The sequence below is a fragment of the Sneathiella marina genome (genome assembly GCF_023746535.1).
In the GTDB taxonomy this organism is placed as follows: domain Bacteria; phylum Pseudomonadota; class Alphaproteobacteria; order Sneathiellales; family Sneathiellaceae; genus Sneathiella; species Sneathiella marina.
This window is the reverse complement of record NZ_CP098747.1, coordinates 805,846-832,467: the sequence shown is the minus strand read 5'-3', so window position 1 is coordinate 832,467 and position 26,622 is coordinate 805,846. Positions and strand designations below refer to the sequence as shown.

Annotated in this window: 27 protein-coding genes; 7 read left to right on the top strand and 20 right to left on the bottom strand. The window is 50.1% G+C overall.

Annotated elements, in window-relative coordinates:
* The first annotated feature begins 61 nt into the window (after nt 1-61).
* Nucleotides 62-1,390, top strand: a complete 1,329-nt coding sequence (gene dddP, locus NBZ79_RS04025; RefSeq protein ID WP_251935735.1) for a dimethylsulfonioproprionate lyase DddP — start codon at nt 62-64, stop codon at nt 1,388-1,390.
* Nucleotides 1,391-1,396: 6 nt separating this feature from the next.
* On the opposite strand, the gene NBZ79_RS04020 is transcribed toward dddP, so the two are convergent.
* The 3 genes from NBZ79_RS04020 to NBZ79_RS04010 all read right to left on the bottom strand — a co-directional run bounded on the left by NBZ79_RS04020 (nt 1,397) and on the right by NBZ79_RS04010 (nt 3,519).
* On the bottom strand, nt 1,397-1,624 hold the full coding sequence (locus NBZ79_RS04020; RefSeq protein ID WP_251935734.1) for a hypothetical protein: 228 nt from the start codon (nt 1,622-1,624) through the stop codon (nt 1,397-1,399).
* Nucleotides 1,625-1,796: 172 nt separating this feature from the next.
* Entirely contained in the window at nt 1,797-2,999 is a 1,203-nt protein-coding gene (locus NBZ79_RS04015) for an acyl-CoA dehydrogenase family protein (protein ID WP_251935733.1), read from the bottom strand.
* 61 nt (nt 3,000-3,060) lie between these two features.
* Nucleotides 3,061-3,519: a nucleoside deaminase gene (locus NBZ79_RS04010; RefSeq protein WP_251935732.1), complete on the bottom strand. Its 459-nt coding sequence runs from the start codon at nt 3,517-3,519 to the stop codon at nt 3,061-3,063.
* Between the two features lie 120 nt (nt 3,520-3,639).
* On the opposite strand from NBZ79_RS04010, the gene NBZ79_RS04005 reads away from it, so the two are divergent.
* From NBZ79_RS04005 to rsmD, 3 genes are read left to right on the top strand one after another with little or no spacing between them, the layout of a single operon-like run.
* Nucleotides 3,640-4,359 (top strand): gamma-glutamyl-gamma-aminobutyrate hydrolase family protein, encoded by a 720-nt coding sequence (locus tag NBZ79_RS04005; RefSeq protein ID WP_251935731.1) that lies wholly within the window; start codon nt 3,640-3,642, stop codon nt 4,357-4,359.
* Complete coding sequence (locus tag NBZ79_RS04000) at nt 4,356-5,246, top strand: pseudouridine synthase (protein ID WP_251935730.1); 891 nt, start codon at nt 4,356-4,358, stop codon at nt 5,244-5,246. Before NBZ79_RS04005 ends, NBZ79_RS04000 begins: the two co-directional genes overlap by 4 nt.
* On the top strand, nt 5,246-5,812 hold the full coding sequence (gene rsmD / locus NBZ79_RS03995) for a 16S rRNA (guanine(966)-N(2))-methyltransferase RsmD (RefSeq protein ID WP_251935729.1): 567 nt from the start codon (nt 5,246-5,248) through the stop codon (nt 5,810-5,812). Before NBZ79_RS04000 ends, rsmD begins: the two co-directional genes overlap by 1 nt.
* On the opposite strand, the gene NBZ79_RS03990 is transcribed toward rsmD, so the two are convergent.
* The 12 genes from NBZ79_RS03990 to NBZ79_RS03935 all read right to left on the bottom strand — a co-directional run bounded on the left by NBZ79_RS03990 (nt 5,809) and on the right by NBZ79_RS03935 (nt 19,146).
* A complete protein-coding gene (locus tag NBZ79_RS03990) occupies nt 5,809-6,444 on the bottom strand; it encodes a phytanoyl-CoA dioxygenase family protein (RefSeq protein ID WP_251935728.1) in 636 nt (211 codons plus the stop codon). The genes rsmD and NBZ79_RS03990 overlap by 4 nt on opposite strands.
* A gap of 139 nt (nt 6,445-6,583) precedes the next feature.
* A complete protein-coding gene (locus NBZ79_RS03985) occupies nt 6,584-7,777 on the bottom strand; it encodes a BaiN/RdsA family NAD(P)/FAD-dependent oxidoreductase (protein ID WP_251935727.1) in 1,194 nt (397 codons plus the stop codon).
* Nucleotides 7,778-7,813: 36 nt separating this feature from the next.
* Complete coding sequence (mutL, locus tag NBZ79_RS03980; RefSeq protein WP_251935726.1) at nt 7,814-9,646, bottom strand: DNA mismatch repair endonuclease MutL; 1,833 nt, start codon at nt 9,644-9,646, stop codon at nt 7,814-7,816.
* Between the two features lie 87 nt (nt 9,647-9,733).
* On the bottom strand, nt 9,734-11,083 hold the full coding sequence (locus NBZ79_RS03975; RefSeq protein ID WP_251935725.1) for a M16 family metallopeptidase: 1,350 nt from the start codon (nt 11,081-11,083) through the stop codon (nt 9,734-9,736).
* Between the two features lie 9 nt (nt 11,084-11,092).
* Nucleotides 11,093-12,460, bottom strand: a complete 1,368-nt coding sequence (locus tag NBZ79_RS03970; RefSeq protein WP_251935724.1) for a M16 family metallopeptidase — start codon at nt 12,458-12,460, stop codon at nt 11,093-11,095.
* A 151-nt stretch (nt 12,461-12,611) separates the two neighbouring features.
* Complete coding sequence (locus NBZ79_RS03965) at nt 12,612-13,196, bottom strand: DUF3035 domain-containing protein (RefSeq protein WP_251935723.1); 585 nt, start codon at nt 13,194-13,196, stop codon at nt 12,612-12,614.
* A gap of 17 nt (nt 13,197-13,213) precedes the next feature.
* Entirely contained in the window at nt 13,214-13,690 is a 477-nt protein-coding gene (gene lspA, locus NBZ79_RS03960; RefSeq protein ID WP_251935722.1) for a signal peptidase II, read from the bottom strand.
* A gap of 5 nt (nt 13,691-13,695) precedes the next feature.
* Nucleotides 13,696-16,515, bottom strand: a complete 2,820-nt coding sequence (gene ileS, locus NBZ79_RS03955; protein WP_251935721.1) for an isoleucine--tRNA ligase — start codon at nt 16,513-16,515, stop codon at nt 13,696-13,698.
* Nucleotides 16,516-16,603: 88 nt separating this feature from the next.
* Entirely contained in the window at nt 16,604-16,771 is a 168-nt protein-coding gene (locus tag NBZ79_RS03950; protein WP_251935719.1) for a hypothetical protein, read from the bottom strand.
* A 47-nt stretch (nt 16,772-16,818) separates the two neighbouring features.
* A complete protein-coding gene (locus tag NBZ79_RS03945; protein WP_251935718.1) occupies nt 16,819-17,724 on the bottom strand; it encodes a dienelactone hydrolase family protein in 906 nt (301 codons plus the stop codon).
* Nucleotides 17,699-18,679, bottom strand: coding sequence for a bifunctional riboflavin kinase/FAD synthetase (locus NBZ79_RS03940; protein WP_251935717.1), 981 nt, complete (start codon nt 18,677-18,679; stop codon nt 17,699-17,701). The genes NBZ79_RS03945 and NBZ79_RS03940 overlap by 26 nt, the downstream gene beginning before the upstream one ends.
* Nucleotides 18,680-18,711: 32 nt before the next feature.
* The gene (locus NBZ79_RS03935; protein WP_251935716.1) at nt 18,712-19,146 is read right to left on the bottom strand and encodes a MaoC family dehydratase; all 435 of its coding nucleotides are present in this window, start codon (nt 19,144-19,146) and stop codon (nt 18,712-18,714) included.
* Between the two features lie 224 nt (nt 19,147-19,370).
* Between NBZ79_RS03935 and NBZ79_RS03930 the strand changes: the two genes are divergently transcribed.
* Together NBZ79_RS03930 and NBZ79_RS03925 are read left to right on the top strand one after the other, a co-directional pair.
* Nucleotides 19,371-19,757: a response regulator gene (locus NBZ79_RS03930; RefSeq protein WP_251935715.1), complete on the top strand. Its 387-nt coding sequence runs from the start codon at nt 19,371-19,373 to the stop codon at nt 19,755-19,757.
* Nucleotides 19,757-20,374: a protein phosphatase CheZ gene (locus NBZ79_RS03925; protein ID WP_251935714.1), complete on the top strand. Its 618-nt coding sequence runs from the start codon at nt 19,757-19,759 to the stop codon at nt 20,372-20,374. The genes NBZ79_RS03930 and NBZ79_RS03925 overlap by 1 nt, the downstream gene beginning before the upstream one ends.
* 22 nt (nt 20,375-20,396) lie before the next feature.
* Here NBZ79_RS03925 and NBZ79_RS03920 read toward each other — a convergent pair whose 3' ends face one another.
* Complete coding sequence (locus NBZ79_RS03920) at nt 20,397-21,272, bottom strand: TIGR01459 family HAD-type hydrolase (RefSeq protein WP_251935713.1); 876 nt, start codon at nt 21,270-21,272, stop codon at nt 20,397-20,399.
* A gap of 78 nt (nt 21,273-21,350) precedes the next feature.
* Nucleotides 21,351-22,592 carry an EAL domain-containing protein gene (locus tag NBZ79_RS03915; RefSeq protein WP_251935712.1) on the bottom strand — a complete coding sequence of 414 codons (1,242 nt, stop codon included), beginning with the start codon at nt 22,590-22,592 and terminating at the stop codon, nt 21,351-21,353.
* 149 nt (nt 22,593-22,741) lie between these two features.
* Between NBZ79_RS03915 and NBZ79_RS03910 the strand changes: the two genes are divergently transcribed.
* Complete coding sequence (locus NBZ79_RS03910) at nt 22,742-23,578, top strand: SDR family NAD(P)-dependent oxidoreductase (RefSeq protein WP_251935711.1); 837 nt, start codon at nt 22,742-22,744, stop codon at nt 23,576-23,578.
* A gap of 9 nt (nt 23,579-23,587) precedes the next feature.
* On the opposite strand, the gene NBZ79_RS03905 is transcribed toward NBZ79_RS03910, so the two are convergent.
* The 3 genes from NBZ79_RS03905 to xerD form a co-directional block, all read right to left on the bottom strand.
* A complete protein-coding gene (locus NBZ79_RS03905) occupies nt 23,588-24,544 on the bottom strand; it encodes an acetyl-CoA carboxylase carboxyltransferase subunit alpha (RefSeq protein ID WP_251935710.1) in 957 nt (318 codons plus the stop codon).
* Between the two features lie 103 nt (nt 24,545-24,647).
* Nucleotides 24,648-25,628 carry an HpcH/HpaI aldolase/citrate lyase family protein gene (locus tag NBZ79_RS03900; protein ID WP_251935709.1) on the bottom strand — a complete coding sequence of 327 codons (981 nt, stop codon included), beginning with the start codon at nt 25,626-25,628 and terminating at the stop codon, nt 24,648-24,650.
* Between the two features lie 87 nt (nt 25,629-25,715).
* Nucleotides 25,716-26,621, bottom strand: coding sequence for a site-specific tyrosine recombinase XerD (gene xerD, locus NBZ79_RS03895; RefSeq protein WP_251935707.1), 906 nt, complete (start codon nt 26,619-26,621; stop codon nt 25,716-25,718).
* Nucleotide 26,622 lies beyond the last annotated feature (1 nt).

Sequence of the window (26,622 nt, the reverse complement as noted above, 5' to 3'; positions counted from 1 at the left end):
CGTCAATTATGTTACCGGAATTTGAGGTGTTATCGACACAACTTCTCGGGAGGAATTGACGATGCCGCAACAGACGTATTCTCATACGCGAAAAATTGGACCTAAAGGCGACACTCCCCTTAAACCCGATGGTACGCCTGATGACAATGATCGGGTTGAAATAGGCCCAACAAAGCTGGCTTTTGATGAATGGGCTGAAGCAGGTTTGGAAATTCCCAACCTACCCAGAATGCGCGAACAGCGGCTAATGCGTCTGGCAAAAGCATTGCGAGATCGTGATTACGGTGGAATTTTGCTTTTCGACCCACTCAATGTTCGATTTGCCTCCGATACAACAAACATGCAGTTATGGGCGGCCCATAACCCGTTTCGCGCCTGTTTTGTTTCCGCAGACGGATATATGGTGATCTGGGATTTCAAAAACGAGGATCTGCTGACTGCGTATAACCCACTGGTCAGGGAAACACGTGGCGGTGCGTCGTTCTTTTATTTTGTAAAGGGAGATAAAACCGAGCATTACGCAAAAATATTTGCGGGTGAAATTGATGAATTGATGCACGCCCACGCTCCTGGGAACCGACGCCTGGCCATCGACAAAATACAAATTCACGGACTCCGCGCACTCGAAGCATTGGGCCTACAAGTGTTTGAGGGCGAAGAAGTTACAGAAAAAACCCGGGCGGTAAAGCAGGATGAAGAAATAAGGGCGCTAAAATGCGCCGTTCATGCGTGTGAAATGTCTATGTACGAAATGCAAAACATGGCGCGACCTGGCCTTACCGAGAATGATGTATGGGCGGTTCTGCAAGCTGAAAATATCCGGCGTGGCGGAGAATGGATCGAAACCCGTATTCTCGCATCCGGGCCGCGTAGCAATCCCTGGTTTCAGGAATGTGGGCCACGGGTTATCGGCAACAACGAGCTGTTGGCATTTGATACGGACATGATTGGGTGTTTCGGCATGTGTTCAGATATATCACGCACCTGGTTTCTGGGGGACGGCTCGCCAACCGATGAGCAGAAGAAGCTGTATACACACGCGTTTACACATATTCAGGAAAACATGAAACTGTTGGGGCCGGGTGTCCCCTTTAAGGAAATTGTTCATGGCGGCCATTTCCTGGCGCCGGAATATGTGTCTTCTCGATATTCAGTCAAAATGCATGGCGTTGGGCTTTGTGACGAATGGCCTCATATCGCCTACCCTGAAGACTATGATGAGGGCGCTTTTGAATATACGTGCGAACACGGTATGGTCCTATGCGTTGAAGCTTATGTAGGCGCTGAAGGTGGTAAGGAAGGTGTAAAACTGGAAGAACAGGTTCTCATTACCGAAAATGGCTTTGAGAATATGACCAATTACCCTTTCGAGGAAATCCTACTCGACTAGATAAGTTTATTGCTCCGCGGATTCGATACGAAGATTAGCCCAACGCCTGACACATTCTGTTGGCTCAAGAACCAGTCCGGCTGTATCGCCAAGACCTGAAATAGGTTTCAATCCACTATAGGCGACAAGGTCCTGGGTCAGCCATTCACAAGGATCCAGACTTTCATAGCGGTACAAAAAGCCAGCTACGATGACAATAATGCCCAGCATGATCCAGCCTAGTAATTTAATCATTTTCGTCAGCCCAGTTAATCAGTCTTTCACAGCAACACGCCTGTATATAGGATTTTAGGGTCGAACGCCTAACAAAAACTGTACTCGCCGTTGCTTCAGGCAAAAAGAAAGCTTCCTTTATACTGGAAGCTTTCTCCTTGATTTTATATGATAAATTTCTGATAAATTCTGCTCAATCGTATTTTTTCAGCTCCAACCGGCCAATCTGATTGCGATGCACTTCATCAGGTCCATCTGCCAGGCGTAATGTCCGAGAATGGGCATAGGCTTCGGCGAGACCGAAGTCCTCACTCACGCCGCCGCCGCCATGCGCCTGTATCGCCCAATCGACAATTTTACCGGTAATATTCGGGGCCACGACCTTGATCATGGCAATTTCCGCCTTGGCCGCTTTATTGCCGACTGTGTCCATCATGTAAGCCGCTTTCAGTGTAAGCAAACGGGCCTGCTCAATCATGGCACGGGATTCCGCAATTCGCTCAAGTGTGACGGTTTGTTCTGCAACAGGCTTGCCAAAGGCAACCCTTGATTTCACCCGGATACACATTTTTTCCAATGCCCGTTCGGCGACACCAATCTGCCGCATGCAGTGATGGATGCGGCCAGGGCCAAGGCGACCTTGTGCGATTTCAAATCCCCGTCCTTCGCCGAGCAGAATATGATCTGCTGGAACCCGTACATCTTTAAAATCGACTTCCGCATGCCCATGGGGCGCATCATCATATCCGAACACTGGCAGAAATCGCTTAACATCAATACCTGGTGTATCCATGGGCACAACGATCATGGATTGTTGGGTATAGAGCGACGCATTCTTGTCAGTCTTACCCATAAAAATGAGAACTTTACAGCGTGGGTCACAAGCGCCGGATGTCCACCATTTTGTCCCGTTAATGACATATTCGTCACCGTCGCGGGTAATATCTGATTCAATATTGGTCGCGTCGGAGGATGCGACAGCTGGTTCTGTCATGGCGAAGGCTGAGCGAATTTCGCCGTTCAGCAACGGTTTCAACCATCGCTCTTTAAGGTCTTCATTGGCGTAGCGCTCAAAGACCTCCATATTACCCGTGTCTGGCGCGGAGCAGTTGAATACCTCGGGAGCAAAAGTTACCCTGCCCATGATTTCACATAGCGGCGCATATTCCAGATTAGTCAATCCGGCACCCCGATCACTTTCCGGCAGAAACAGATTCCAAAGACCCGCATCCTTCGCCTTTATCTTCAGATCCTCAATGATCTGTGTGGGTTCCCACCGATCGCCTTGATCTACCTGTTCCTTGAAAACATGCTCATTCGGATACACATGTTCGTCCATAAAGGACTGGACGCGTTCCTGCAGTTCTTTCACTTTATCTGAATATTCGAAGATCATTCTGAATTCCTTTGTTGTTTTTTTTGGTTTGTTTTGTCTTAGATTCTCAGGTGCCAGGAAACTAACGCCGCGCTTGAAAAAAATTTTTCAAAAGCGCCGCTGATTTTGATTCCTCTATGCCCCCATATACCTCCGGTTTGTGGCGGCAGGAAGGTTGGTCAAAGATACGCGCGCCGTATTCTACCCCACCTCCTTTTGGATCATAAGCGCCAAAATATAATCGGCGAATACGTGCAAGCGAAATTGCTGCTGCACACATTGGGCAGGGTTCCAACGAAACATAAATATCGCAATTCACCAGTCTCTCACTGCCGACCATATTCCCCGCCGCCCGGATTGCAAGCATTTCAGCATGGGCTGTTGGATCATGGCGTCCAATCATCTGATTGCCGCTATTGGCAACAACGCGGCCTGAATTGGTGTCCACAATCACCGCCCCGACCGGCACCTCATTTCGATTTGCAGCCAATTCCGCAGAATTCAGCGCCATTTCCATATAATCGACAAGTTCGTAATCCATGAACGCAACCTCGCAAGATGGAGGCCAACCGTCAAGGCTGAACAGAAGCACTTGAAAATAAATTTTCATCCAGATCAACTGGATTATTGAGTTGTTAAGACAGGAGGACTAAAAGGAAGCATGACTATTCCTCTTATTGGCATCACCCTTGATTCGGAAGATCCGGGTGGCTATTCGAATATGCCGTGGTATGCCCTCCGGCAAAATTACGCGGATGTTATCACCGCCAGTGGTGGATTGCCGCTCGCCCTGCCTCATGAGCCAGAGCAGGTTGATGCTTATCTGGAAAAACTGGATGGCTTGGTGGTAACCGGTGGCGCCTTTGATGTTGATCCAAGCATGTTCGGCGCAACCACCCGACATGATACCGTTGTCACCAAGGACCGGCGGACTGAGTTCGAGAAGAATATGGCACAAGCTATGCTAAGCGCCGACAAGCCAGTCCTCGGTATTTGTGGGGGACAGCAGCTCCTGCATGTTATTCTGGGTGGAACCCTCATCCAGCACATACCGGACGAAGTCAATGACGCACTCGCCCATGAGCAGCCCAATCCGCGCACCGAAGCGGGACATGACGTAGCCGTCGTCCCGGGCACATTGCTGCATCGCATTGTCGGAACAGAAACCCTGGATGTTAACAGCGCCCACCATCAGGCAGCCAAAGATGTCAGCGATAATATTACTGTAAATGCGGTTGCCCCTGATGGCGTGATTGAAGGTATTGAAGATAATCGGTATAAGTTCTGCCTCGGTGTCCAATGGCATCCGGAGTATCTTATTTCAAATGGCGACAAACAGATACTAGACGCCTTTATCGCCGCATGTGAAACCGACAAATGACCGAACCAGAAATTAAGAAAGAGCGGATCGCCAAGCGCATGGCGCGGGCGGGATTATGCTCTCGCCGGGAAGCTGAACGCTGGATTGAAGACGGGCGTGTTACCGTTAATGGTAAGAAGCTGGACACGGCAGCCTTCACTGTATCTGAGCGCGACCATATTACCGTGGATGGCAAGGATATCCCCAAGACAGAACGCCCAAGACTTTGGCGGTATCACAAACCTCCGGGACTTGTCACAAGCCATAGTGACGAGAAAGGCCGGGATACGGTTTTTGACAAGCTGCCAGACGATCTGCCACGCGTTATTTCCATCGGCCGGTTGGATCTCAACTCAGAGGGGTTGCTGCTGCTCACCAATGATGGCGAGCTCGCCCGTAAATTGGAGCTTCCAGCGACGGGCTGGAAGCGAAAATACCGCGTACGTGTCCATGGTCACCCGCGCGATTCAGATATCGCAAAGCTTGGCAAGGGACTGACCATCGAAGGCGTCCGATATGACGCCATCGACGCAATAGTTGACAGCACAAAAGGCGCCAATTCCTGGATGACCATTTCACTGCGTGAGGGCAAAAACCGGGAAATTCGAAAAGTCATGGAATATCTCGGCTATACGGTCTCCCGCCTGATCCGCATTTCCTACGGCCCACTTGTCCTCGGTGACCTCAAGGCGGAAGGTGTCGAAGAGGTGAAATCAAAAATTCTCCGGGACCAGATGGGTGTGGAGAAATTCGAAGAGGCCGAAGAGCCACTTAAACCTGGACAGCGGCTGCCACGCGGCAAGCGCGGCAATAATGCAAAAAAACCGGCGAAAACAGATGTTCCAAAAATGAATCATCAGAAACGACGAACCTTGAAAGCACGGTCAACCTCTAAAAGAGTGAGATAATGCGCATCGTTGGTGGTGAATTTCGCGGCAAGAAGCTTATCCTGCCCACAGACCAGAGAATTCGCCCAACGTCAGATAGAACCCGGGAAGCCCTATTTAACATCCTTGGCCATGACTCGAATTGCCGGACGGACAGCGGGCCACTTCCCCTCGGCGTCCGGGTTCTCGATATATTTGCCGGCACGGGTGCATTGGGGCTGGAAGCCCTCTCCCGCGGGGCAAGCCATGTCACCTTTGTGGATAATCATCCGGACAGCCAAAAGCTTCTCCGTGAGAATGTTCGGCATTTTAATGTGGGACGCTCCGCCGATATCCTTCAGCGCGATGGCACCGATCCGGGACAGCCGGGTACGCCATATGACTTGGTCCTTATGGATCCTCCTTATAACCAGAACCTCGCCGGCCCCTGTGTCCGCTCTTTATTGACGAATAACTGGCTTCAGGATGGTGCCGTTCTGGCGATCGAGTTGGCGGCAAAAGAAAAATATACACCACCGGATGAATTCTCGGTTCTAAAGGACCGAAAATATGGTGCTGCGCGGCTGATATTTTTGAAGCTTACTTAGCGATCAATGTGACGGTATTTTTCAAATTGTGCGTCGACCAAGGCAAGTCTTTGATCGAAGGAGGGTAATTTCGAGAAATCCAGCAGCGGCTCGATTAAGGGTTCAAAAACGCGGTTTTGAAACTCTAGGGACAAACTCAATCTGGGACCTGAGGCTTCGGATGTGTAAGCTCCGCCCCAATGATATATATCCTGCGTCCAGCCAAGCACCGAACCCGCCCGTGCGGGTAAAGCGACACCCTGTTTCAAATCCAGTCCCTCCGGCCCCGGTTGTGTGGTCCGCGGGAGCACATACATTCCTCCATTTTCAGGAGTTGCATCGGTCAGGGGAACCCAGAGGGAGAGGCTCATTAGAATTCTGTCTCCTCCAATATCAAGTACCGTATCGGCATCGCAATCTCGATGAGGCGGCCAGCCCGTGTCGCCAGGTGTTGCCAGATGCCAGGCCCAGAGGTTGGGGAGGATCGCGTATTTTTCTCCCAGAAAATGCCCGATTAATTCTGTCAACCGATGGAATAGATGCCAGGGCTGATCATAAAGGTAAATATAGACAGGTGGAATATTCTGTGCGCGGAAGCGCATAAGGGTGTCTCGGACTGGCGCCAGCTCCGCTTCCGTTAAAACCGGGGACATTTGAAAATATCCCGCCTCGTGAAGTTGGCTTGCACAACGGTCCTTGTCAGCCTTTGGAAATGCAACTGGCCGGCACAGTTCACCAGACTCTATCGTTAATCCCGAGGCTAGATCTAGCCAACCTTCCTTATCCACCGGCTTACGCATATTGACCGGCGACATAACCCGACGACCAAGCCCATTGAAAATTATAACCCCCTAGAAAACCGGTCACATCGACAGCTTCGCCGATAAAATACAGACCTGGCGCCTTCTTCGCTTCCATGGTTTTGGAACTGAGCTCGTTTGTACTGACGCCGCCAACCGTGACTTCCGCCTTCCGGTATCCCTCTGATCCATTGGGCGTGATCTCGACTTGTTTGAGGGAGGCAGCAATTTTCCCGATGACCTGGTCGGAACAATTTCCCATTTCGGGTACGGAAACCAGCGTTCCTAAAAGTTTCGGGATCAACCGGCTCGCCAAATATTCGGACAGTATTTTAACGATTTGTGCTTTTGGCTGCCGCCGTCGTAATTCCTTCAAATGGCTTTCCAGGTCAAGATCGGGCAAAAAGTCGATAAAGATGGATTGGCCGAGCTGCCAGAAAGAAGAGATCTGGAGGATTGCCGGACCGCTCAAGCCACGATGAGTAAAGAGCAGATTCTCACGGAAATGAGTTTTATTGCAACGAATATCCACATCAGCGGAAACCCCCGCAAGGTCCGCGAACCGTTTCATATCTTTCATTTCAAACGTCAAGGGCACCAATCCAGGACGTGGTGTCGCCAGTTCCAGATCAAAAGCAGCCGCCACCCGATAAGCAAAATCATTGGCGCCCATTTTTGGAATTGAAAGCCCGCCACTAGCGATGACCACGCTTCGGGTTGTGATCACCTGATTACCAACAGATATCTCGAACAATTCCCCCTTTTTTTTCACCTTGTCGGCACCAGCATCACACCAAATTGCAACATTTACATCTTCGCAGGCTGTTTCCAGCATCTCTGTAATCTGGGATGCACTCCCGTCGCAAAAAAGCTGTCCCAGTTTTTTCTCGTGATAGGCAATGCTATGGGCTTCGACCATGCGGATAAAGTCAGTTTGGGTAAATTGCCGCAAGGCGGATTTACAAAAATGCCGGTTCTGTGAAAGAAACCTGTCAGGAGCCGCAAACATATTGGTGAAATTACAACGGCCGCCGCCCGAGATCAGAATCTTTTGACCTGTCTTTCGCGCTTTTTCTAGGATTAATACCCGGCGTCCGCGACGACCCGCCTCGATACCACACATCATTCCAGCGGCACCGGCGCCGATGATGACGACATCAAAAACTTGGGAAGCTGTGCGAGACATTAAACATGCTTTCTGAAGACTGGCGCCTGAATCGTTTTAGCGGCGGCCGAATAATTTTTCAATGTCACTCAATTGCAGTTCCACATATGTCGGTCGACCATGATTGCATTGACCACTATGGGGGGTGATCTCCATTTCGCGCAAAAGGGCATTCATTTCATCAACATTAAGACGTCGCCCTGCCCGCACCGATCCATGACAGGCCATGGTCGCACAGACATCATCCAGCCGGTCCTTCAGGGCCAGAGCAGTATCGAGCTCCCCAAGGTCATCTGCTAGATCCTGTACCAGACCTTTAACATTGCACTCACCCAGCATGGCGGGCGTTTCACGGACAACAATGGCACCAACCCCGAAAGGCTCCAGTACGAGCCCCATTTCCGACAATTCTTCAGCCCGTTCGGCGATGCGATTGGCAGCCACTTCATCAAGCTCAACGACTTCCGGCAGCAGCAGGATTTGCCGGGCTACTTCCTTTTCCGCCAGCTGCTTCTTCATGCGTTCCATAACCAGCCGCTCATGGGCGGCGTGCTGGTCTACAAGAATGAGGCCGTTGGATGTTTGCGAGACGATATAAGTCTCATGTAACTGACTGCGGGCGGCCCCCAACGGGTAGGCTTGCAATTCCTGTGCTTGCGCTTGCTGTACAGGCGATAATTGACTGCCAGGTGCCTGCGGCTGTCCCGGCGGCGACAACGGTGCCTGATAAGCATTGCCATGATCTGACAATGTTTGGCTCATAGCACCGACGGCATCATTGCGCCACTGGCCGTGATTGGTATTTTGTCGGCCGGATTGAAAGGGAAGCGGCATGGGCTGGGCCTGAAAGGCACCTAGTGCCTGGCCCGAAATTGTCGAAGAGGCACGATGCCCCTGCTCAGCCAGAGCATGTCGCAATCCGCCGACGATCAGGCCACGGACGCCGCCCGCGTCGCGAAACCGCACTTCAGCTTTGGCTGGGTGAACGTTCACGTCCACCTGATCTGCCGGTACTTCCAAAAACAACGCCAGCAGCGGATGACGATCACGAGCCAGTAAATCCATATAAGCCCCGCGAACCGCCCCGGTGAACAGCTTGTCACGCACCGGGCGGCCATTGACGAACATAAACTGCTTGGTGGCATTGCCTCGGTTGAACGTCGGCACACCTGCATAACCTGACAGTTTAACCCCGTCACGATCTGCATTAATTCGGATTGAATTATCAGAAAACTCCCGGCCCATTATGGCACCGAGGCGATCAAGCCAGGCTTCAAATAAATCGCCTTGCGCCGCATTTACACGAAGAGCGACCCGCTTTTCATCAGAGAGAGTAAAAGCAATCGCTGGATAAGCCATGGCCAAGCGGCGAATCACATCCAGGGCGGCGCCAAACTCAGACCGGATCGTTTTCAAAAACTTCAACCGGGCCGGCGTTGCAAAAAAGATATCGCGCACTTCAACCCGTGTCCCTTGCGGGGCACCAACCGGTTCCTGCGCTCCCGCTCGGCCGCCGTCAACGGACAGCGTCCAGGCGTTTTCGTCTTTGGCATTGCGGCTAGTGATGGTCATGCGACTGACGGAGGCAATGGAGGGAATGGCCTCGCCACGAAACCCCAGATTCTGGATATAGACAAGATCATCATCGGGTAGTTTTGATGTGGCGTGGCGCTCAAAACATAGCTCCAGCTCTGCCGCACTCATGCCCTTGCCATTATCCGTCACCGTTATCAATGTACGGCCGCCTTCGCGCATTACCACATCAATTTTCGTGGCTCCGGCATCGATAGCGTTCTCCACCAGTTCCTTGACAGCAGAGGCAGGTCGCTCAACCACTTCACCGGCCGCGATCTGGTTGACGATATTATCTGGAAGGCGTCGGAGTGTCATTTTTTACCTTGCGGGTTATCACTCTCCGTTACTAGCAAATTTCTGTCGGTTGTCCTAGAACTACATAGAATTGGGCCTACGGAAAAACTATTGACTCATGATACCCGCCCCTTTGGCTTCAAGATCAACCGGCTTCCCGACAACGACGACAATCATCTTTTCTGGATCGAGAAGTCTTTGCGACACCCGCTTCACGTCATCCAGTGTCACGGCGTTGATTAGATCAGCCCTTTGCTGCAGATATTCGGTTGGGAGCTCGTTCAACTGCATGGCAACCATGATACTGGCAATGCTCGCGTTCGAGGACAAGCTAAGCGGGAAGGATCCATTGAGATAGGTCTTTGCGCCCGCAAGCTCGTCGGCCGTTACGCCTTCTGTCCGAATTTCCGCAACCTGCTCGCTGACCAGTTCTAGAGCTTCTTTCACCGAGGCATTACTGGTGCCAAAGCCGCCCATTTGCAAAGCCGCCGATTCCAGTGGATAAAGATAGCTGTAAACGGAATACACCAGACCGCGTTTTTCACGAATTTCATCGGTGAGACGAGATTCAAACCCGCTTCCACCTAAAATATAATTCAGAACATAGGCTGCGTAATAATCCGGATCGTCCCGCTTGATACCCTGCCCACCAAAAATCACGATGCTTTGCGGGATATCCTGGTCGATAATCTTGACCGTAGCTTCTGCTATTGGAGACGTTTCGGGAATTTTTGACGCCATTGCCTTTTCCGGCAGCCCGCCAAAAGTTTTATCCAGAAGCAACATAAGTTCATCTTCGCCGATATCACCAACGACACTAATGACCATATTGTCCTTGGCCAACCGGGTTTTCGCAAACTCAATCAAATCAGCTTTGGTAACCGCCGACATGGTATCAATCGTCCCTTCAGACGGTTGGCTATAGGGATGGCCTTTAAAGGCGATATCAAACCAGGCTCGTCCAGCGAGGCTGTTTGGGTCCGATAGTTTGCGGTTGAGGGAAGTCAAAATCTGGGCTCGTATTCTTTCAACAGGCTCGTCATCGAACCGCGGCTCTGTGATCGCCAAACCGAACAGGCGGAAGGCTTCATCAGTATTTTCACTAAGCGTTTTCAGATTTCCTGAAAAAGTATCTTTTCCCGCATCAAAATTGAGTTTTATGGCTAGATCAGACAGCCTTTCCTGAAAACTGATACTATCCAGGTCACCGGCCCCTTCATCCATGGTCGCAGAGGCCAAATGGGCTATTCCAGCCCTATCCGCGGGATCCAAGCTCGCACCGCCCAGCCAGGCGACTTTCATGCTTACAATTGGAATGGAACGTTCTTCCACAAGCCACGCCTTTATGCCGCCCGGAGTTACTATTTCCCGAATTTCAGCGGCGATGGCCGAGACTTGAGCCGTCCCAAAGAAAATCAAGCTGACAAAAACCGCGATGAGGAACCGTTGCTTTTTCATGGCTTTTCCTTAACTCTCGTCTGTGTCTGGGAGCAGTCTGCCGACAACCGAGCGTCGTTCGTCAAACATTTGATTTGCGGCTTTTTTAACATCCTCGGCGGTCACTTCAGAAATATGCTGCGGCCAGTTGACGATATCGTCGATTGTCTCGCCATTTGCCAATGAGGCGCCAAAAATATTGGCTGCGCCGCGCACACTGTCCCGTGCATAAATAGCTTCTGCCATCAGATTCCGCTTGGCACGATCGAGCTCGACATCCGTCACACCATTGGTTTGAATGTCTTCAATGATGTCCTGCACCGCTGCTTCAATTTCATCCAGCGTATGACCGGTTGAGGGGCTGCCATAAAAAACAAAAGTGGAATTATCGATATTACCAGAGTTGAAATACGCTCCGGCCCCGGCAGCAATTTTATCGGTAACAACCAACCCCCGATAGAGGCGACTGGTCGTGCCCCCGCCCAAAATCTCGCTCAGGACTTCCAGCGCACGGTTATTCTTCTCATCGGCTTTCTGATCAAGCGGCATCAAATAGCTTTGTCGCCAGGATGGCTGTCGGACACGCTTGTCTTTCATTTCGATTACACGCTTGGCCAACTGTGGTGGCTCCTGTACCCGTTTCCTTTCGGGAAGATCGACGGCAGCAACTGGTCCATAATGTTCACGAGCGAGCTCGAACACTTCCTCGGCTTTGACATCACCGGCAACAATCAGAATTGCATTATTGGGGGCATAGTATTTTTTGTACCAATCGATGGCATCCTGTGTGCTTAATTTTTCAAGTTCCTGACGCCATCCAACGATCGGAGTTCCATATGGATGAGCAAGATATTGGGCTGCCTGAAACTGCTCGCCGAATAAACCGCCCGGGTTATTGTCGGTACGCTGTGAACGTTCTTCAAGAACGACCTTCAATTCCGGCCCGACTGCTTCGTCATTCAACACCAGATTGGCCATACGGTCCGCTTCCATTTCCATAAACAATGGCAGCTTATCGACACTCACATTCTGGTAGTAGGCTGTATAATCCTGAGATGTAAAAGCATTTTCCTGTCCGCCGTTTTTCGCGACGATCTCAGAAAATTCGCCAGGTTTCAGTTTCTCGGTTCCCTTGAACATGAGATGCTCCAGGAAATGTGCTATACCGGACTTAAGCGGCGGCTCATCGGCAGCACCCGCTTTGTACCACACCATATGGGTCACAACGGGAGCCCGGTGGTCTTCTATGACAACAATTTCCAGTCCATTGTCCAAAACCGTCGTTTTCGGATCAAATAACTTTGGTATTTTGTTCTCACCTATGGCCTGTTGCAGGCCACTCAAGGTCATGACAGATACCAGAATCGACATCACAATTAGTCTCGGTCGCAGTCCCATGGACACCCTCCAAACACTTACCCGATATCCATGATTAAAGATGCTACCGGAAAAATTACAAGGCAATTATGCACATATATCTGTGAAGTGACCGGATAAAAAACAAGAGCCGACTACCATATCAAAAGAAATTGATCAGAATTTCAGTGGATTAATTGAAGAGACCTTCAAGAAGAGCGCGCTTCCGACGTTCGATCGTCGGTGTTGCCGGGCCATCGGCCGGCGTTTCACCCAATGCTGCATTTTCCTGCAACCGTTTTTTCTCTTTACTGGGATCGACCACAGTTCCAAAGGGAGGCTGGTCCTGCCAGAACATCACCTTTTCCATGAATGTTTCGTCTTCTTCAGTGAGGATAATTGTCTCATCATCGACAATTCTTCGAATGCCCGGATCAGCATTTTCCGCTCCGGCTTCGCGCAACAAAGCAAGCTCACCCGCGGAGACGCCGGCTGCCTGGGCTTCCGCCGGTGTCACAGAGCCTGTATTGACCTGCGTTCCCAGAAGCGCTGTTTTCGCTGCATTATCAGTAAGCTGATCTTGCGGACCCTTGGATCCAGGTGCCGGTGGACGCAATGAAAAATCAGGAGGGATAATAAGCGGAGCCTTAGTAATAACCGTAAATTCGTCGGGGCCTTGCTTCCCGCCGATACCTAGAGCTTGCTTCGTACCCTCGCAGCCCGTGAGCGCCATCGCTCCCAAGATAACAAGTCCACATAGGCGACCTGACAGCATCATTACTTAGTTTCCCTTACTCATCCGTCGATTTTACCGGATTTTTTGCCCTGAAACAAGTTTTCAAGCAACAGCAATATGACCCCGCAAACTATGGCCATATCCGCAACATTGAAGGCAGGCCAACGCATGAAAATAAGATCAAAATCAAAGAAGTCGGCAACCGCGCCATAATGAAGTCGATCAATGATATTTCCGATGGCTCCACCCAGAACCAATCCAAGGCCGATAGTTAGCGGCTTGTTTGTGGCTTTTTTAAGCCAAACAAGAATGACAATGGAAATCACCACGGAAATCCCGATCAATATCCAGCGTGTGGTATCCCCGCCAGCAAACATGCCAAAACTAACACCCCGGTTCCAAACCATAACCAGATTAAAAAAAGAGGTTACCTCAATACCCGCCGGATACTGTTCCATCAGGCCAACCAGGTAAGTTTTACTCACCTGATCGACAATGATGATGCATGCTGCAATCAGAAGCCCCAAACGGAACATGGAGATTAAGCCTCTACCGGAAAATCTAGGGTGGAAACGACGTCTGCACATCGTAGACATAAATCGCTATGGGTTTTATGAATCCCGACCTCCGCAAGTGTTTTCCAGCACCGTCCGCATTTCTCGCCTTCCGCCAAAACCGGTGTAACTGCGACACCCGGCACCTCTTCCAAAGTGAAGGCATCTTCGGGCGCTGTTGCGATTTGCAGATCGACGCCGGATGTAATGCAAATATCAGCGAGATCCAGTCCCTCAAGAACCGGTCCAAAATCCGGTGTTACATAAACAGTCGGCGCCGCTTGCAAGCTGGAGCCAATTCGTTTTTCCCGCCGTTCAATTTCCAGGGCACCGGTAACGACGCGCCGAAACGAGCGGATTTTTGACCATTTTTCATTAAGCCCGTCATTACGCCACTCTGCCGGGATCGTTGGGAATTGCCGAAGATGTACACTGCTGTCTTCGCCGGGGAAGCGGGTGAGCCAGGTTTCTTCAGCAGTGAACACCAGCATCGGCGCCAACCAGGCGGTCAGGCAATGAAACAACTGATCCAGGACAGTTCGCGCGGCGCGACGGCGCAAATCATTTTGACCGTCACAATATAAAACATCTTTCCGGATGTCGAAGTAGAAGGCCGAAAGCTCAAGCGTGCAAAAATTATGGATCGCGGAGAACAGCTTGCTGAATTCATAATTGTTGCAGTTGTGACGAATCATCTCGTCTAGTTCAGAGAGGCGATGGAAAACCCACTGCTCCAACTCCGGCATGTCAGCGAGATCAATTTTTTCGCTTTCGTCCCAATCATCCAGGTTGCCCAGAATAAACCGCAAGGTATTACGAAGTCTGCGATAGCTGTCCACCTGACCCTTGACGATTTCGTTGCCGATCCGCATATCTTCCGAATAGTCGGACGCAACAACCCAAAGGCGCAGAATATCCGCGCCATTCTGTTCAATAATTTTTTGCGGAGCAACAACATTACCAAGGGATTTGGACATTTTGCGCCCCTGACCATCCATTACGAAGCCGTGGGTGAGCACGGCATCATAAGGCGCCCGCCCCCGGGTTCCGCAGGATTCCAGCAGAGATGAATGGAACCATCCGCGATGCTGATCAGTCCCCTCCAGATAGAGCGATGCGGGCCATTGCAACTCTGGTCGGTTTTCGAGTGTAAACGCATGAGTACAGCCTGAATCAAACCAAACATCCAGAATGTCGCTGGCCATTTCAAAGTCATCGGCATTGTAGTCATTGCCTAAAAAGCGAGAAGCCGGAGACGAGTACCAGGCATCAGATCCTTCTGCTTCCATGATGTCCAGGATACGGGCATTGACCTTTTCATCGCGTAACAGCTCACCGGTTTCCTTTGACGTGAACACTGTGATCGGAACTCCCCAGGCCCGTTGCCGTGAGAGCACCCAGTCAGGGCGCCCGGCGATCATGGCATGAATACGGTTTCTACCCGACGCCGGATACCATTTTGTATCATCGATCGCCTTCAAGGCTGTATCCCGCAGATCATTGGTTTCCATCGAAATGAACCACTGACTGGTGTTACGGAATATGAGCGGCGCTTTCGACCGCCAGGAATGCGGATAGGAATGCACAAGTTTCCCCCGCTTCAATAGGGCGCCGACTTTTTCAAGCTCATCGGCTACACCCTCATTGCATTTATACACATGCTGACCGGCAAACATGGGCACATGCGCAAAAAACGTACCGTCTTCACTAACAGTTTGGGGAATCTCGATGCCGTGGATCAAGCCAACTTCATAATCTTCCTGACCATGTCCAGGGGCCGTATGCACGAAACCCGTACCAGCATCCACTGTCACATGATCCCCGCTGATAAGCGGAACGTCAAAATCATACCCTTGACCGTTAAACGGATGCAGGCAGAGAACATCCTTGAAGGCATTGCCCTTGCCTTCCCAGACAACATTGGCTGCGGTAATCCCCGCTTCCTTTTTGACATCTTCCAGCAATTCCGCAGCGACATACATTTTCTCGCCGACGACCGCAAGAGAGCCCTCTTCTGTTTCGACAACCTCAAACCCGACATAGTCCATGTCCGGACCATAGGAAATGGCGCGGTTGCCGGGCATCGTCCAAGGCGTCGTCGTCCAGATAACGATTGACGACCCCTTGAATTCATCAGGGCCGCTTTTCACCGGGAAACGCACATGAATGGTTGTCGACGTGTGGTCATGATATTCAAGTTCAGCTTCCGCCAGGGCGGTCTTTTCAACGGGAGACCACATCACTGGTTTCGATCCGCGATATAATCCACCGTTCATGGAGAATTTCAAAAGCTCGCGAACAATTTGAGCCTCCGCGTCAAAACTCATGGTCGTGTAGGGCCGTTCCCAGTCTCCAATCACGCCAAGCCGCTTAAATTCCTCTTTTTGAACCTCGACCCAATGGGCGGCAAATTCACGGCATTCTTTGCGGAATTCAACGACAGGAACGTCATCCTTGTCCTTACCGGCTTTGCGGTATTTCTCTTCAATTTTCCATTCGATGGGCAGACCATGACAATCCCAGCCTGGTACATAATGGGAATTTTTCCCCATCATTTGCTGCGAGCGACTGATCACGTCTTTCAGGATCTTGTTCATGGCATGGCCGATATGCAGGTTTCCGTTGGCATAGGGCGGGCCATCGTGAAGAATAAATTTCTCTCGGTCTTTAGATTGTTCACGTTGACGACCAAACAGGTCCATGTCTTCCCAGCGTTCAAGCAATCCAGGTTCTTTAGCTGGCAGGCCGCCTTTCATGGGAAAGTCAGTACGGGGTAAGAAAAGCGTTGATTTATAGTCAGTGCTCATTTCGGCAAACTGATCCTAACAGTGTCTTATAATTTCGGTTAAAAGGAGGCATTGATGCGCCTCATTCCCATGGCAGTTATCCTGATTTTCAGGCATGAACCTGTATCACCCGGCCCTCATGATAAAAGGCCGGGTCAATAATTCGACATTTGGCAAAGCAGCGCGCCGATTTACCCTGGTGAATGACAGAAATTTCAAACATGAGATGTCTTTTATCAACTCCCTCAGCCGCTGTCGAGAAATCATAGAGGCTCATCGCGATATTTCTGCGGTTTCCGGTATGTAATCATGCCAAAGGATGTTTCAATCCACCTGCAAATGTCTGACTAGAAATCTGGGCAGCCGTGTAAGAGCGTCGGATCGCGCGGCTTCATGCGTTCCAACTTTCGGTATCACGCCCCAAATCGTGGTATATTTAGGTAAGTCTGTCATGGGCAGGTTCGGCGCATCAAATCCATGATAGGCACCGGGATATATTACGATCGAGACCGGATTACCACGATCCTTAGCATTTTCAATGAATTTCTTGCACGGGCCCGGGACCGTCCAGTTATCTGCTCCTCCATGCAAAACCAGAAGAGGTATTTGCGTGGACCACTTGTTCGGCGGCGTTTTCGTATATGGCATTGAAAGACGTTTGTCATTGCAGGCACCAGGGTAAAAGGCGGCAGCAACCCTGAAATCATACTTAGGCGCCGGTACCGGGCGGCCGATACTATTTTTCGCAATCGTCAGCAATGTAATTGCACCGCCCTGCGACCACCCCACCAGCGCAATCCGGTCTGCCAGAATATTAGGATTTTCTTGCAAAAAACCCAGGGCTCCATAAGCATCTTTTGGCCGATCTCGATATTGAATTTTGCGATTTTCTGTCCGCGTACAAGTATGGCGAAATCCTCTTGGGGTCGCGCTATCAACCATCAAAACAGCCAAACCGGCTGCCGTGAATTGACGAGCCCAACTGGAATATGAAGACTTAACAGATCCGGAATAACCAAGCCCGCCACAACCATGCAGCATGATCACGGCAGGCCAAGGGCCTTTGTTTTTAGGATACGCCAGAAATCCTTTCAATTCTGTCGTTCCATCCAAACTGGGAAATTCGACATTTTCATAGCTTTGCGACGCCGACACAGGCAGTGATACAATCAGGGTCGTTGAAAAACACACCAGGATAACAAATTCAGCTATGTACTTTTTTATCCGCATATTTTACTTGCCGGTTTTTAGCGTCCGATAACATTGTCCGTGCTGTTTCAACATCCTCGGCGATTTGCGCTTCCAACTGCTCGATACCGGCAAACTTCATTTCCGGACGGATAAAATCAACAAACGCCACGCGAATGGTTTGACCATAAAGATCTTCGTCAAAATCAAGTAGATGGGCTTCCAAAAGAACGTCCTGCTTGTCGAAAGTTGGCCGCTTTCCAAAATTAGCAACCCCATCGATCCAGTCCACATGGGTTCCCTTGTGTAATCCGATCCGGACGGCATAGACGCCAAGCTTCGGCTGATGATAGCCGACCAGTGGAATATTGGCTGTGGGAAAGCCAATTGTGCGGCCTCTTTTATCGCCCTCGATTACGTCTCCTTCGACTTCCCACCAATGACCGAGTAGCGAAGCTGCTTGCGAGGGATTCCCCTGCTTCAGGCACTCACGAATGGCAGTTGAAGAGAAAATCACGGTTTCTTCTCCAACAGGCTCGACAACCGTAACATCAAAGCCGTATTTCTTCGCGAGTTCAGCAAGAACGACGGTTGTTCCCTGCCGCTTATGGCCAAAGATAAAATCATAACCAACAACAACTTGAACCGCCCGAAATCCATCGACCAGCACATCTTTAACGAACTCTTCTGCTGTTTTTTGTGAAAACGCCAGATCAAAATTGACAGCTGCCATAACGTCAACGCCCAGCCAATTTAAATGAGCTGCTTTTGTTTCCATGGTTGAAAGCCGGAAAGGCGGCGCGTCAGGGGCAAAAAACTCCCGTGGATGGGGTTCAAATGTTAAAACACCGGAGGGTACTCCCAATTGATCGGCGGCATCCTGTGCCTGGGCGATCACTGTCTGATGCCCTCGATGCACACCATCGAAATTCCCGATTGCCAATACCAAACCCTGGCATTCTTCAGGTACGTTTTGATAGTCACGTATTATTCGCATGGGCTAAACCATCCCGCTGTTTCATTTTGTTTTTATTTATTACGCCTTGATACCATTAATGTCGCCTCTCCATCCAGCACAACCGTATCCCCGATTTTACATTCACAATCGAACGACACGCGCTTTCCGTTAATTTCGCGAATTGTCGCTTTGGCAACGACGGTATCGCCAATGCAGACCGGCGCTTTAAAATTCAACGACTGGTTCATATAAATTGATCCGGGCCCCGGAAGCTTTGTCCCGAATATTGTCGAAAGCAGGCTTGCCGACAGCATGCCATGGGCAATACGTTCTTTGAACATTGTTTGTCCCGCAAATTCAGCGTTCATGTGAACAGGATTGGTATCTCCAGATACTCCTGCATACATCACAATATCAGCTTCACTTATGGTCTTTGCATAAAGCGCATTCATGCCAACGGACAAATCTTCTAAATAATACCCGTGCAGCTCTTCAAAAACAGACATACATTTTCCCGATCAAGTTTTAGTTCTGTGTTGCGATGCAATACTGACGGAAGTTCTTCCTCCTCGCAAGGCCGCCCGAAAAAATAGTCGCCCGGGAGGATTTGCAGCTGAATTTTCTTAAAATTGTTATCTATATTAACCATTTTTTTAGGTTCACTGAATAATCTTCTTAGCAAGGAAAGTTATAAACAAGATCATTTGGTAAAATGTAAGAGGAAAATTTTATGGCTGTCGATATGAACATGTCGGTTTTAATCGTCGATGATTACAAAACAATGTTGCGCATCATTCGCAATCTACTAAAGCAGCTTGGTTTCAACGCAGTGGATGAAGCGGCTGACGGTTCAGCGGCAATCGCAAAAATGCGGACGAAAAACTATGGCCTAGTCATTTCCGACTGGAATATGGAACCGATGACAGGCTATCAGCTATTGAAAGAAGTCCGTGCAGACGAAGGTCTGAAGGAAACGCCATTTATTATGATTACGGCTGAATCAAAGACGGACAACGTCGTTGCCGCCAAAAAAGCCGGGGTCAACAATTATATTGTGAAACCCTTCAATGCCGCCACGCTTAAAACCAAGATTTCTGCGGTTCTCGGAGATTTTTAGTGTCGGGTAACAATGAAGTCGGGCAGTTGAAAGACGCCATATCGGCGCTTCATCAAGATTGTCAGGATCTAGCAAATTTTATTGTCTCCGCTCGCACGGAGATCGCTGAAATTCGCCCCAATGACCTTCAAGAGGACAAGCTGCCCCGTGCAGGTAAAGAACTTGATGCCATCGTTGAGGCGACCGAGACAGCGACAAATCAGATCATGGCTGCCGCCGAAAAGATCATGTCGGCGAAAGTCACGGACCCTGATGTCGTCAATGATGCCTGTATGGAAATTTTTGAAGCTTGTTCTTTTCAGGATATTACAGGTCAGCGGATTAGCAAGGTTGTTTCGACTTTGGAGTATATTGAGGAATATATGACCAAGCTTACGAAAGCTTGGGGATATGAGGCCACTGACGAACACGCGAACCGACCCAAAGAAGTCGAAAATGATGACGATGCCAGCCTCCTGAACGGGCCGGCCCTAAATGGCGAAGGTGTCGACCAGAATTTCGTTGATCAAATGTTCGATAAAGAGCCAGACGCCACTACATCTTCGAATTCGGAACCGAAAAAAGATAAATCACCGGCCTCCAGCGCGCAGGATGAAATCGACGCCTTGTTCGATTAATTTTTCAAGCCATTTACGGTCGTTACCAGACCATATGGCTCATGACGTAAGTCGGTGTGAATCCATGTAGATGGGATATCTCATCGATTTGCTCCATCGACGGCATTTCACCTTCCGCAATCCCCCATTCCTCCGCATGAATACCACCGCCGACAAGAACACAGTCCATTCCAGCGTTCCGGGCACCTTTGATATCCGTCCGCATACTATCGCCAATCGCAAGAATTCGGCTATCCAATGGCAGATTCAATGTTTGTAATGCCCGGCGGTATGCCTCAGCATACGGTTTTCCGAATAGAGCAACCCGGCCGCCCAGCTCTTCATAAAGAGCGGCGATAGCACCCGCACAATAATGCTTGACCAATCCGCGCATAACCGTCAGGTCGGGATTTGCGCAAAGCATTGGCAAATCGTGATCAAGTGCCTCCAGAAGTAACGCTCGATAATTTTCCGGTGTTTCCACAGTGTCATCTACCAACCCGGTACAGATGATGAAATCCGCATCCGACATTTCAAAAACGCGCGCATAGTTCAAGCCGTCGTCCAGGCCCTTGTCCCGCGTCGCGCCAATTTGGTAAAATTTCTTCCCGGCATCCCGGATCAGTTCATGGTCTTGTAATTCCAATACACTCCGTGTCATATCACCGGACGTTAGGATGAAGTCATAGGCGCTTCTTGGAACACCTATTCCTTCTAAAAACTCGACCACAAACCCATTCGTTCTCGGGGCATTAGATAACAATATTGTCGGCTTACCGTGACGTTGAAAATTTGCCATGCAGTCAAGAGCCCCTGGATAGGGTTCATGTCCATTATGTACAACTCCCCATAAATCAAGAATATAGGCGTCATACTGGTCAACGGTTTCCGACAAACCGGACAGAAAGGTAAAAGTCATTTAATACAGGTATCCCGGATAAGGTAATGCGTCCCGCCTTATAAACAAAGCGGCAGAGTTATTTAAGTGAATTATAAGCTAGCCCTCTGCTTGAGGCGGCCGCGGGATACCAAAAAGATAGCCTTGACCAAATCCGACTTCGACATCCAGTAACCCAATGACTGTGTCTTCATCCTCGATCATGCTGGCGATAAGCTCAATATCCGCCCGCAACAATGCCTCTCTCAAATCATCAGGGTGAATATTCATTGGTAATCCGGCGCCACCGGGCAGCAAATCAGCAGCTGCAACTTTCAAGTACCGGAAATTCGCCGCGCCCAACTGCTGAAAATCCATATCCAAACGTTGCACACGATCCATGGAGAAGGAGAAACCCATTTCCGCCAGCGTCTCCAGACCTTTCTTGACGGTCTCCGTGGCCTTATCTACTTCTTCTTGCGCGAATTCCAAAATCAGACTGTCTTTTAGGTCATTATTTTGGTCGAGAAACTCTATGAATTGTTTAAAGAACGCTGTATCGCGAAGGGTCCTTGCGGAGACATTGACAAAAAACCCGACTTCGCTATTCCGCTGGCGCACCCGTCGAATAAGCTGCACACACCGGATCAGCAGTAAATTATCAATGGTGCCTATAAGGCCGGCACCCTCAGCCACCTTTAGGTATTGCCCCGGTGTAATCACCTCGCCTTTCGGCCCTCGAATTCGTGAAAATGCTTCATAGAAGAGCGTGCGGCGTTGCGGCAGCCGCACAACCGGCTGCAAATACAAATCAACTTTGTTTTCCTGCAAGCCTGAACGCACTATTTCGAGGATCTCGGCATCGTTCGGCATCCCCTCAGCAGCAGCTGCTTGTTCTTCAGAATTTTCCGTCTCTGGCGCTGCGGGAGCTTCTTCATCGCCAAAATCGAAACTATCACCAACCTCTGATTCTGCCGACAAAATGACTTCAGGCTCTTCTTCCGGAGGCTCCTGTTCGGCGGACAACTGCTTTAGAAGCTTGCGCAACATCTGCATTTCGGCGGCAAAGCTGTCCATATTGCCATCTTTACCGGCAAGACCGCCAAGAATATTCTCAAACCGGTCAAGCCCGGTTTCCGCCACCGCCAGGTCGCCCCGCATGCGCAGCAAATCTCTTTGGAAACGGGAGCGTTCCACATGGCGCATGATAAAATCATGCAGCAGGGCGCAAGCCAGGAAGAAAATACCGGCCGCCCAATATCCGGTCGTAGGATCAATATTCTTGATATAATTTGGCGCCTGAACAGCTATGACCCCTGCGGTCAGCGCATATGCTGCGATAATAATGCTATGATACAGCAACGTACTCTCACTCCCCCATATATACTTTCCACTAGTTTAGTCATATTTCTGTATTTGGGAAACTAATCTCATTTTGCTTATTTCGTAACCGGGATTCAACCTGTACTATATGGGCTAATTTTTATTCCAGCTAAGAAGAAGAACATACTATGGGACGATTAAACAACAAGGTAGCGATCATCACCGGTGGCACAAGCGGTATTGGTTTAAGCACCACAAAAATCTTTGCACAAGAAGGCGCCACAGTGATCTTCACCGGGCGGCGAGCCGAAGAAGGGGCTGCCATAGCAGACAAACTCGGAGAGTCCGTCCATTTTGTTCAGGCAGACGCAACAATCGAGCAAGACATGGCGTCGCTGATGGCGAGTACGGCACAGAAATTTGGCAAGATTGACTGCCTGTTTAATAATGCAGGTGGTCCCGCTCCGGTTGGCAGCATCGAGACGGTTGACTATCCCAAGGCAATGGAAGCCATGGCCCTGCTGTTCGGCGGCGTACTACTGGGCATAAAGCATGTTACCCCGATAATGAAAGCACAAGGATATGGCAGCATTATCAATAACGGCAGCATCGCCGGCCACCTCGCCGGCTACTCCACATCCATGGTGTATAGTGCAGCGAAAGCATCTGTTCTGCAATTAACCAGAAGTGCCGCCATGGAACTTGGCGAATCCAATATTCGGGTAAACTCAATTTCCCCTGGCGCAATAGCTACCGGTATTTTTGGTAAAGCACTCGGCCTAACAGGACAAGCTGCAGAAGATACCGCGACTGTTGCTGGAGAGGTTCTATCGAATGCCCAGCCAATTCGGCGCGCCGGACAACCCGAAGATATCGCGAAAGCTGCAGTATTTTTAGCCTCTGATGATTCAACATTTGTAAATGCCGCCGATCTACTGGTTGATGGCGGCATGATTGGCGGTCGACACTGGTCCGTTCATCAGGAAAGCGTCAAACAATTGGGGAAAGCATTTACCGGCGGCTGATGCTGCAGTTTAACTTGTCTCCAGCCGGCCAATAGCCAGGAACTTCCGGCGGCGCTCTTCACGGAGCTCCCCGGGTTCTTTTTTATCAAGCTCTTGTAATTCTTCTTCGATCGCATCCCCGAGGGCATTAATCGCCGCCGGTACATCCCGTTGCGCTCCGCCAACTGGCTCTTCAACGATCCTGTCAATAACCTTCAATGACAACAGATCCTGCGCCGTCAATTTCATGGCGGTTGCGGCCTCTTGCGCTTTATCCCTCGTTTTCCAGAGAATGGCTGCACAGCCTTCCGGAGATATCACCGAATAAACGGCGTTTGAAAACATCAAAACCTTATTGGCACTTGCCAGCGCTACCGCGCCTCCGGATCCTCCCTCACCGACTATAGAGGCAATAAATGGAACACGGACATCGAGACAGGTTTCAATTGACCGGGCAATGGCTTCCGCCTGGCCGCGCTCTTCAGCGCCGACACCTGGATACGCACCGGATGTATCAATGAAAGTCAAAATCGGGATATGAAACTGATCCGCAAGCTTCATAAGGCGTTGTGCCTTACGGTATCCTTCCGGTCGCGCCATCCCGAAATTATGATGTAAACGGGTTTCCGTATCTTTCCCTTTTTCGGTTCCGATTACCATGACGGTTTTGCCCCGAAATCTTCCCATACCGCCAATAATCGCATGATCATCCGCGAATGCACGATCACCGGCAAGGGGTGTAAAATCCTCAAGCAATTCTGCCGTAATCTCGTTCAGCTTCGGACGATCCACATGACGGGCGACCTGGGTTTTCTGCCAGGGTGTCAGTTTCGCATATGTCTGTTTGAGCTGCTGTGTTGCCTTTTGGCGCAGCTTGGCAATATCTTCATTGATCTCAATATCACTGCCGCTTTCCAATCCTTCAAGCTCACGAATCTTGCCTTCCAGATCAGCAATCGGTTTTTCAAAATCAAGAAAATTGTCCATAGAAATTCAGTGCTCCACATTTTTCTCAGAAGCCGATTAATAAGTCGACCGAACGGTTACGTCAATGAACCGTTCGGTCAATAAATAATATTTTGTTTTCCAATTAACCGCGATTTGCGATTATTTCAGCCTGAACCACCAGTGCTTCGGCCTGCTTTATGGACGCAATATCAATAAGGCGCCCGTCCAGAGCAACCGCGCCGGCTCCGTCTGCCACAGCTTTTTCCATGGCTTCCAGAATACGTCGTGCTTTTGCGACTTCTTCCTCGGCTGGTGTAAATATGTCGTTGGCCAGCGGGATCTGTTTGGGGTGGATGGCCCATTTACCTTCACAGCCCAGAATGGCCGCCCGGTTTCCATGGGCAACATATCCGTCCGGGTCAGAAAAATCGCCAAATGGACCGTCAATTGCGCGCAATCCATTTGCGCGTGCTGCGACAACCATGCGGGCTATGGCATAATGCCACATATCTCCCCAATGGAAATCCCGTGAACCATCTTCCGCCGGGTCAGTCAATACGCCATATAACGGGTTGGGGCCGCCGATGGATGTTGTCCGGGCTTTAGTCGACGCCGCATAATCCGCAACTCCAAAATGCAGGCTTTCGTTCCGCTTACTGGCGGCGGAGATTTCGTGAATATTCTGCATACCAAGTGCGGTTTCGATTATCAGCTCGAACCCGATTTTCTTTTTCCGGCCCATCGCAGTCTCAATTTGAGTTGCCATCATATCAAGCGCGTAAATATCAGAAGCCGTTCCAACTTTCGGGATCATAATCAGATCAAGGCGCTCGCCGCCTTGCTCCAATACATCGACCACATCGCGGTACATATAATGGGTATCGAGGCCATTGATGCGCACGGACATAATCTTGTCGCCCCAATCCACATCATGCAGGGCCTCAATAATATTTTTGCGGGCCTGCGCCTTGTCGTTAGGAGCCACGGCATCCTCAAGATCCAGGAAAATGGCATCTGCATCTGATTTCGCTGCTTTTTCAAACATATGAGGGCTAGATCCAGGGACAGCCAATTCACAACGATTAAGGCGGGAAGTGCAGGGTTCTGGGACTGTAAAGCTCATGAGGCAGGACCTTCTTTAATTAAGTCATTGATTTTTCTGTTGAGGAAATTGCTGCAGGTGCGTCTTAGAGTCAAGGTTTGACCGCATTTATTTTGCATCTGCGAGAGGATGATGGGTCGTGACAACCTCCCTCAAACGCTTTTGTAGCACATGGGTGTAAATCTGCGTCGTCGAGATATCGGAATGCCCCAGCATCTTTTGCAAACTCCGTAAATCGGCACCATTTGCCAGCAAATGACTGGCGAATGCATGCCGCAGCACATGCGGGGATACTTTTTTCGGGTCAATATTAGCGTCAAACGCGAGCGCCTTTAGCAGCTGCCCAAATCTTTGCCGCGTAAGATGCCCGCTTTCGCCTCTTGACGGGTAAAGCCATTTGGAATGAGTTTCTTCCTCTGGCAAAAAACTTTGCCGAATCTCCAGATAGTTTTGCAAAGCTGCTTTTGCCGACTGATTTACGGGGACAAGCCTTTCCTTGTTCCCTTTCCCTCGAATGATCAGAAATCGATCCTGATCGCGCAGCGCGGGGTAAGGCAGGGTCACCAGCTCTGTCGCCCGCAATCCAGTCGCGTACAGAAGTTGAAGAAGAGATGCCATGCGTAATTTTTCAGGTTCGGCTCCCTCTGTCACCGCAAGCAGGCGGTTTACCTCCTCCTCTGACAGGTATTTTGGCAAACGCCGCTGCGATCTCGGGCTATCTATATTTAGTGAAGGATCGTCTTTACGGAAATCATCCCCAAGCATATACGAAAAGAACTGCTTTATGGCACTCAGGCGCCGTGCCTGGGTACTGTTCATAAGGCCCGCGGCATCCAGGGATTTAAGGTAATCCTGGATATCCGACGGGCTGCAAGACGTTAGGTCCGATCCTTTTTTTGTTACGAACCTGTTGAACTCTTCCATATCTCGTCGATAGCTGTCGATGGTATTGGCGGCTGCACCCCGTTCGGTCATCAACATCTCCAGAAATCCTTCTATCAGATGTAAAGACATC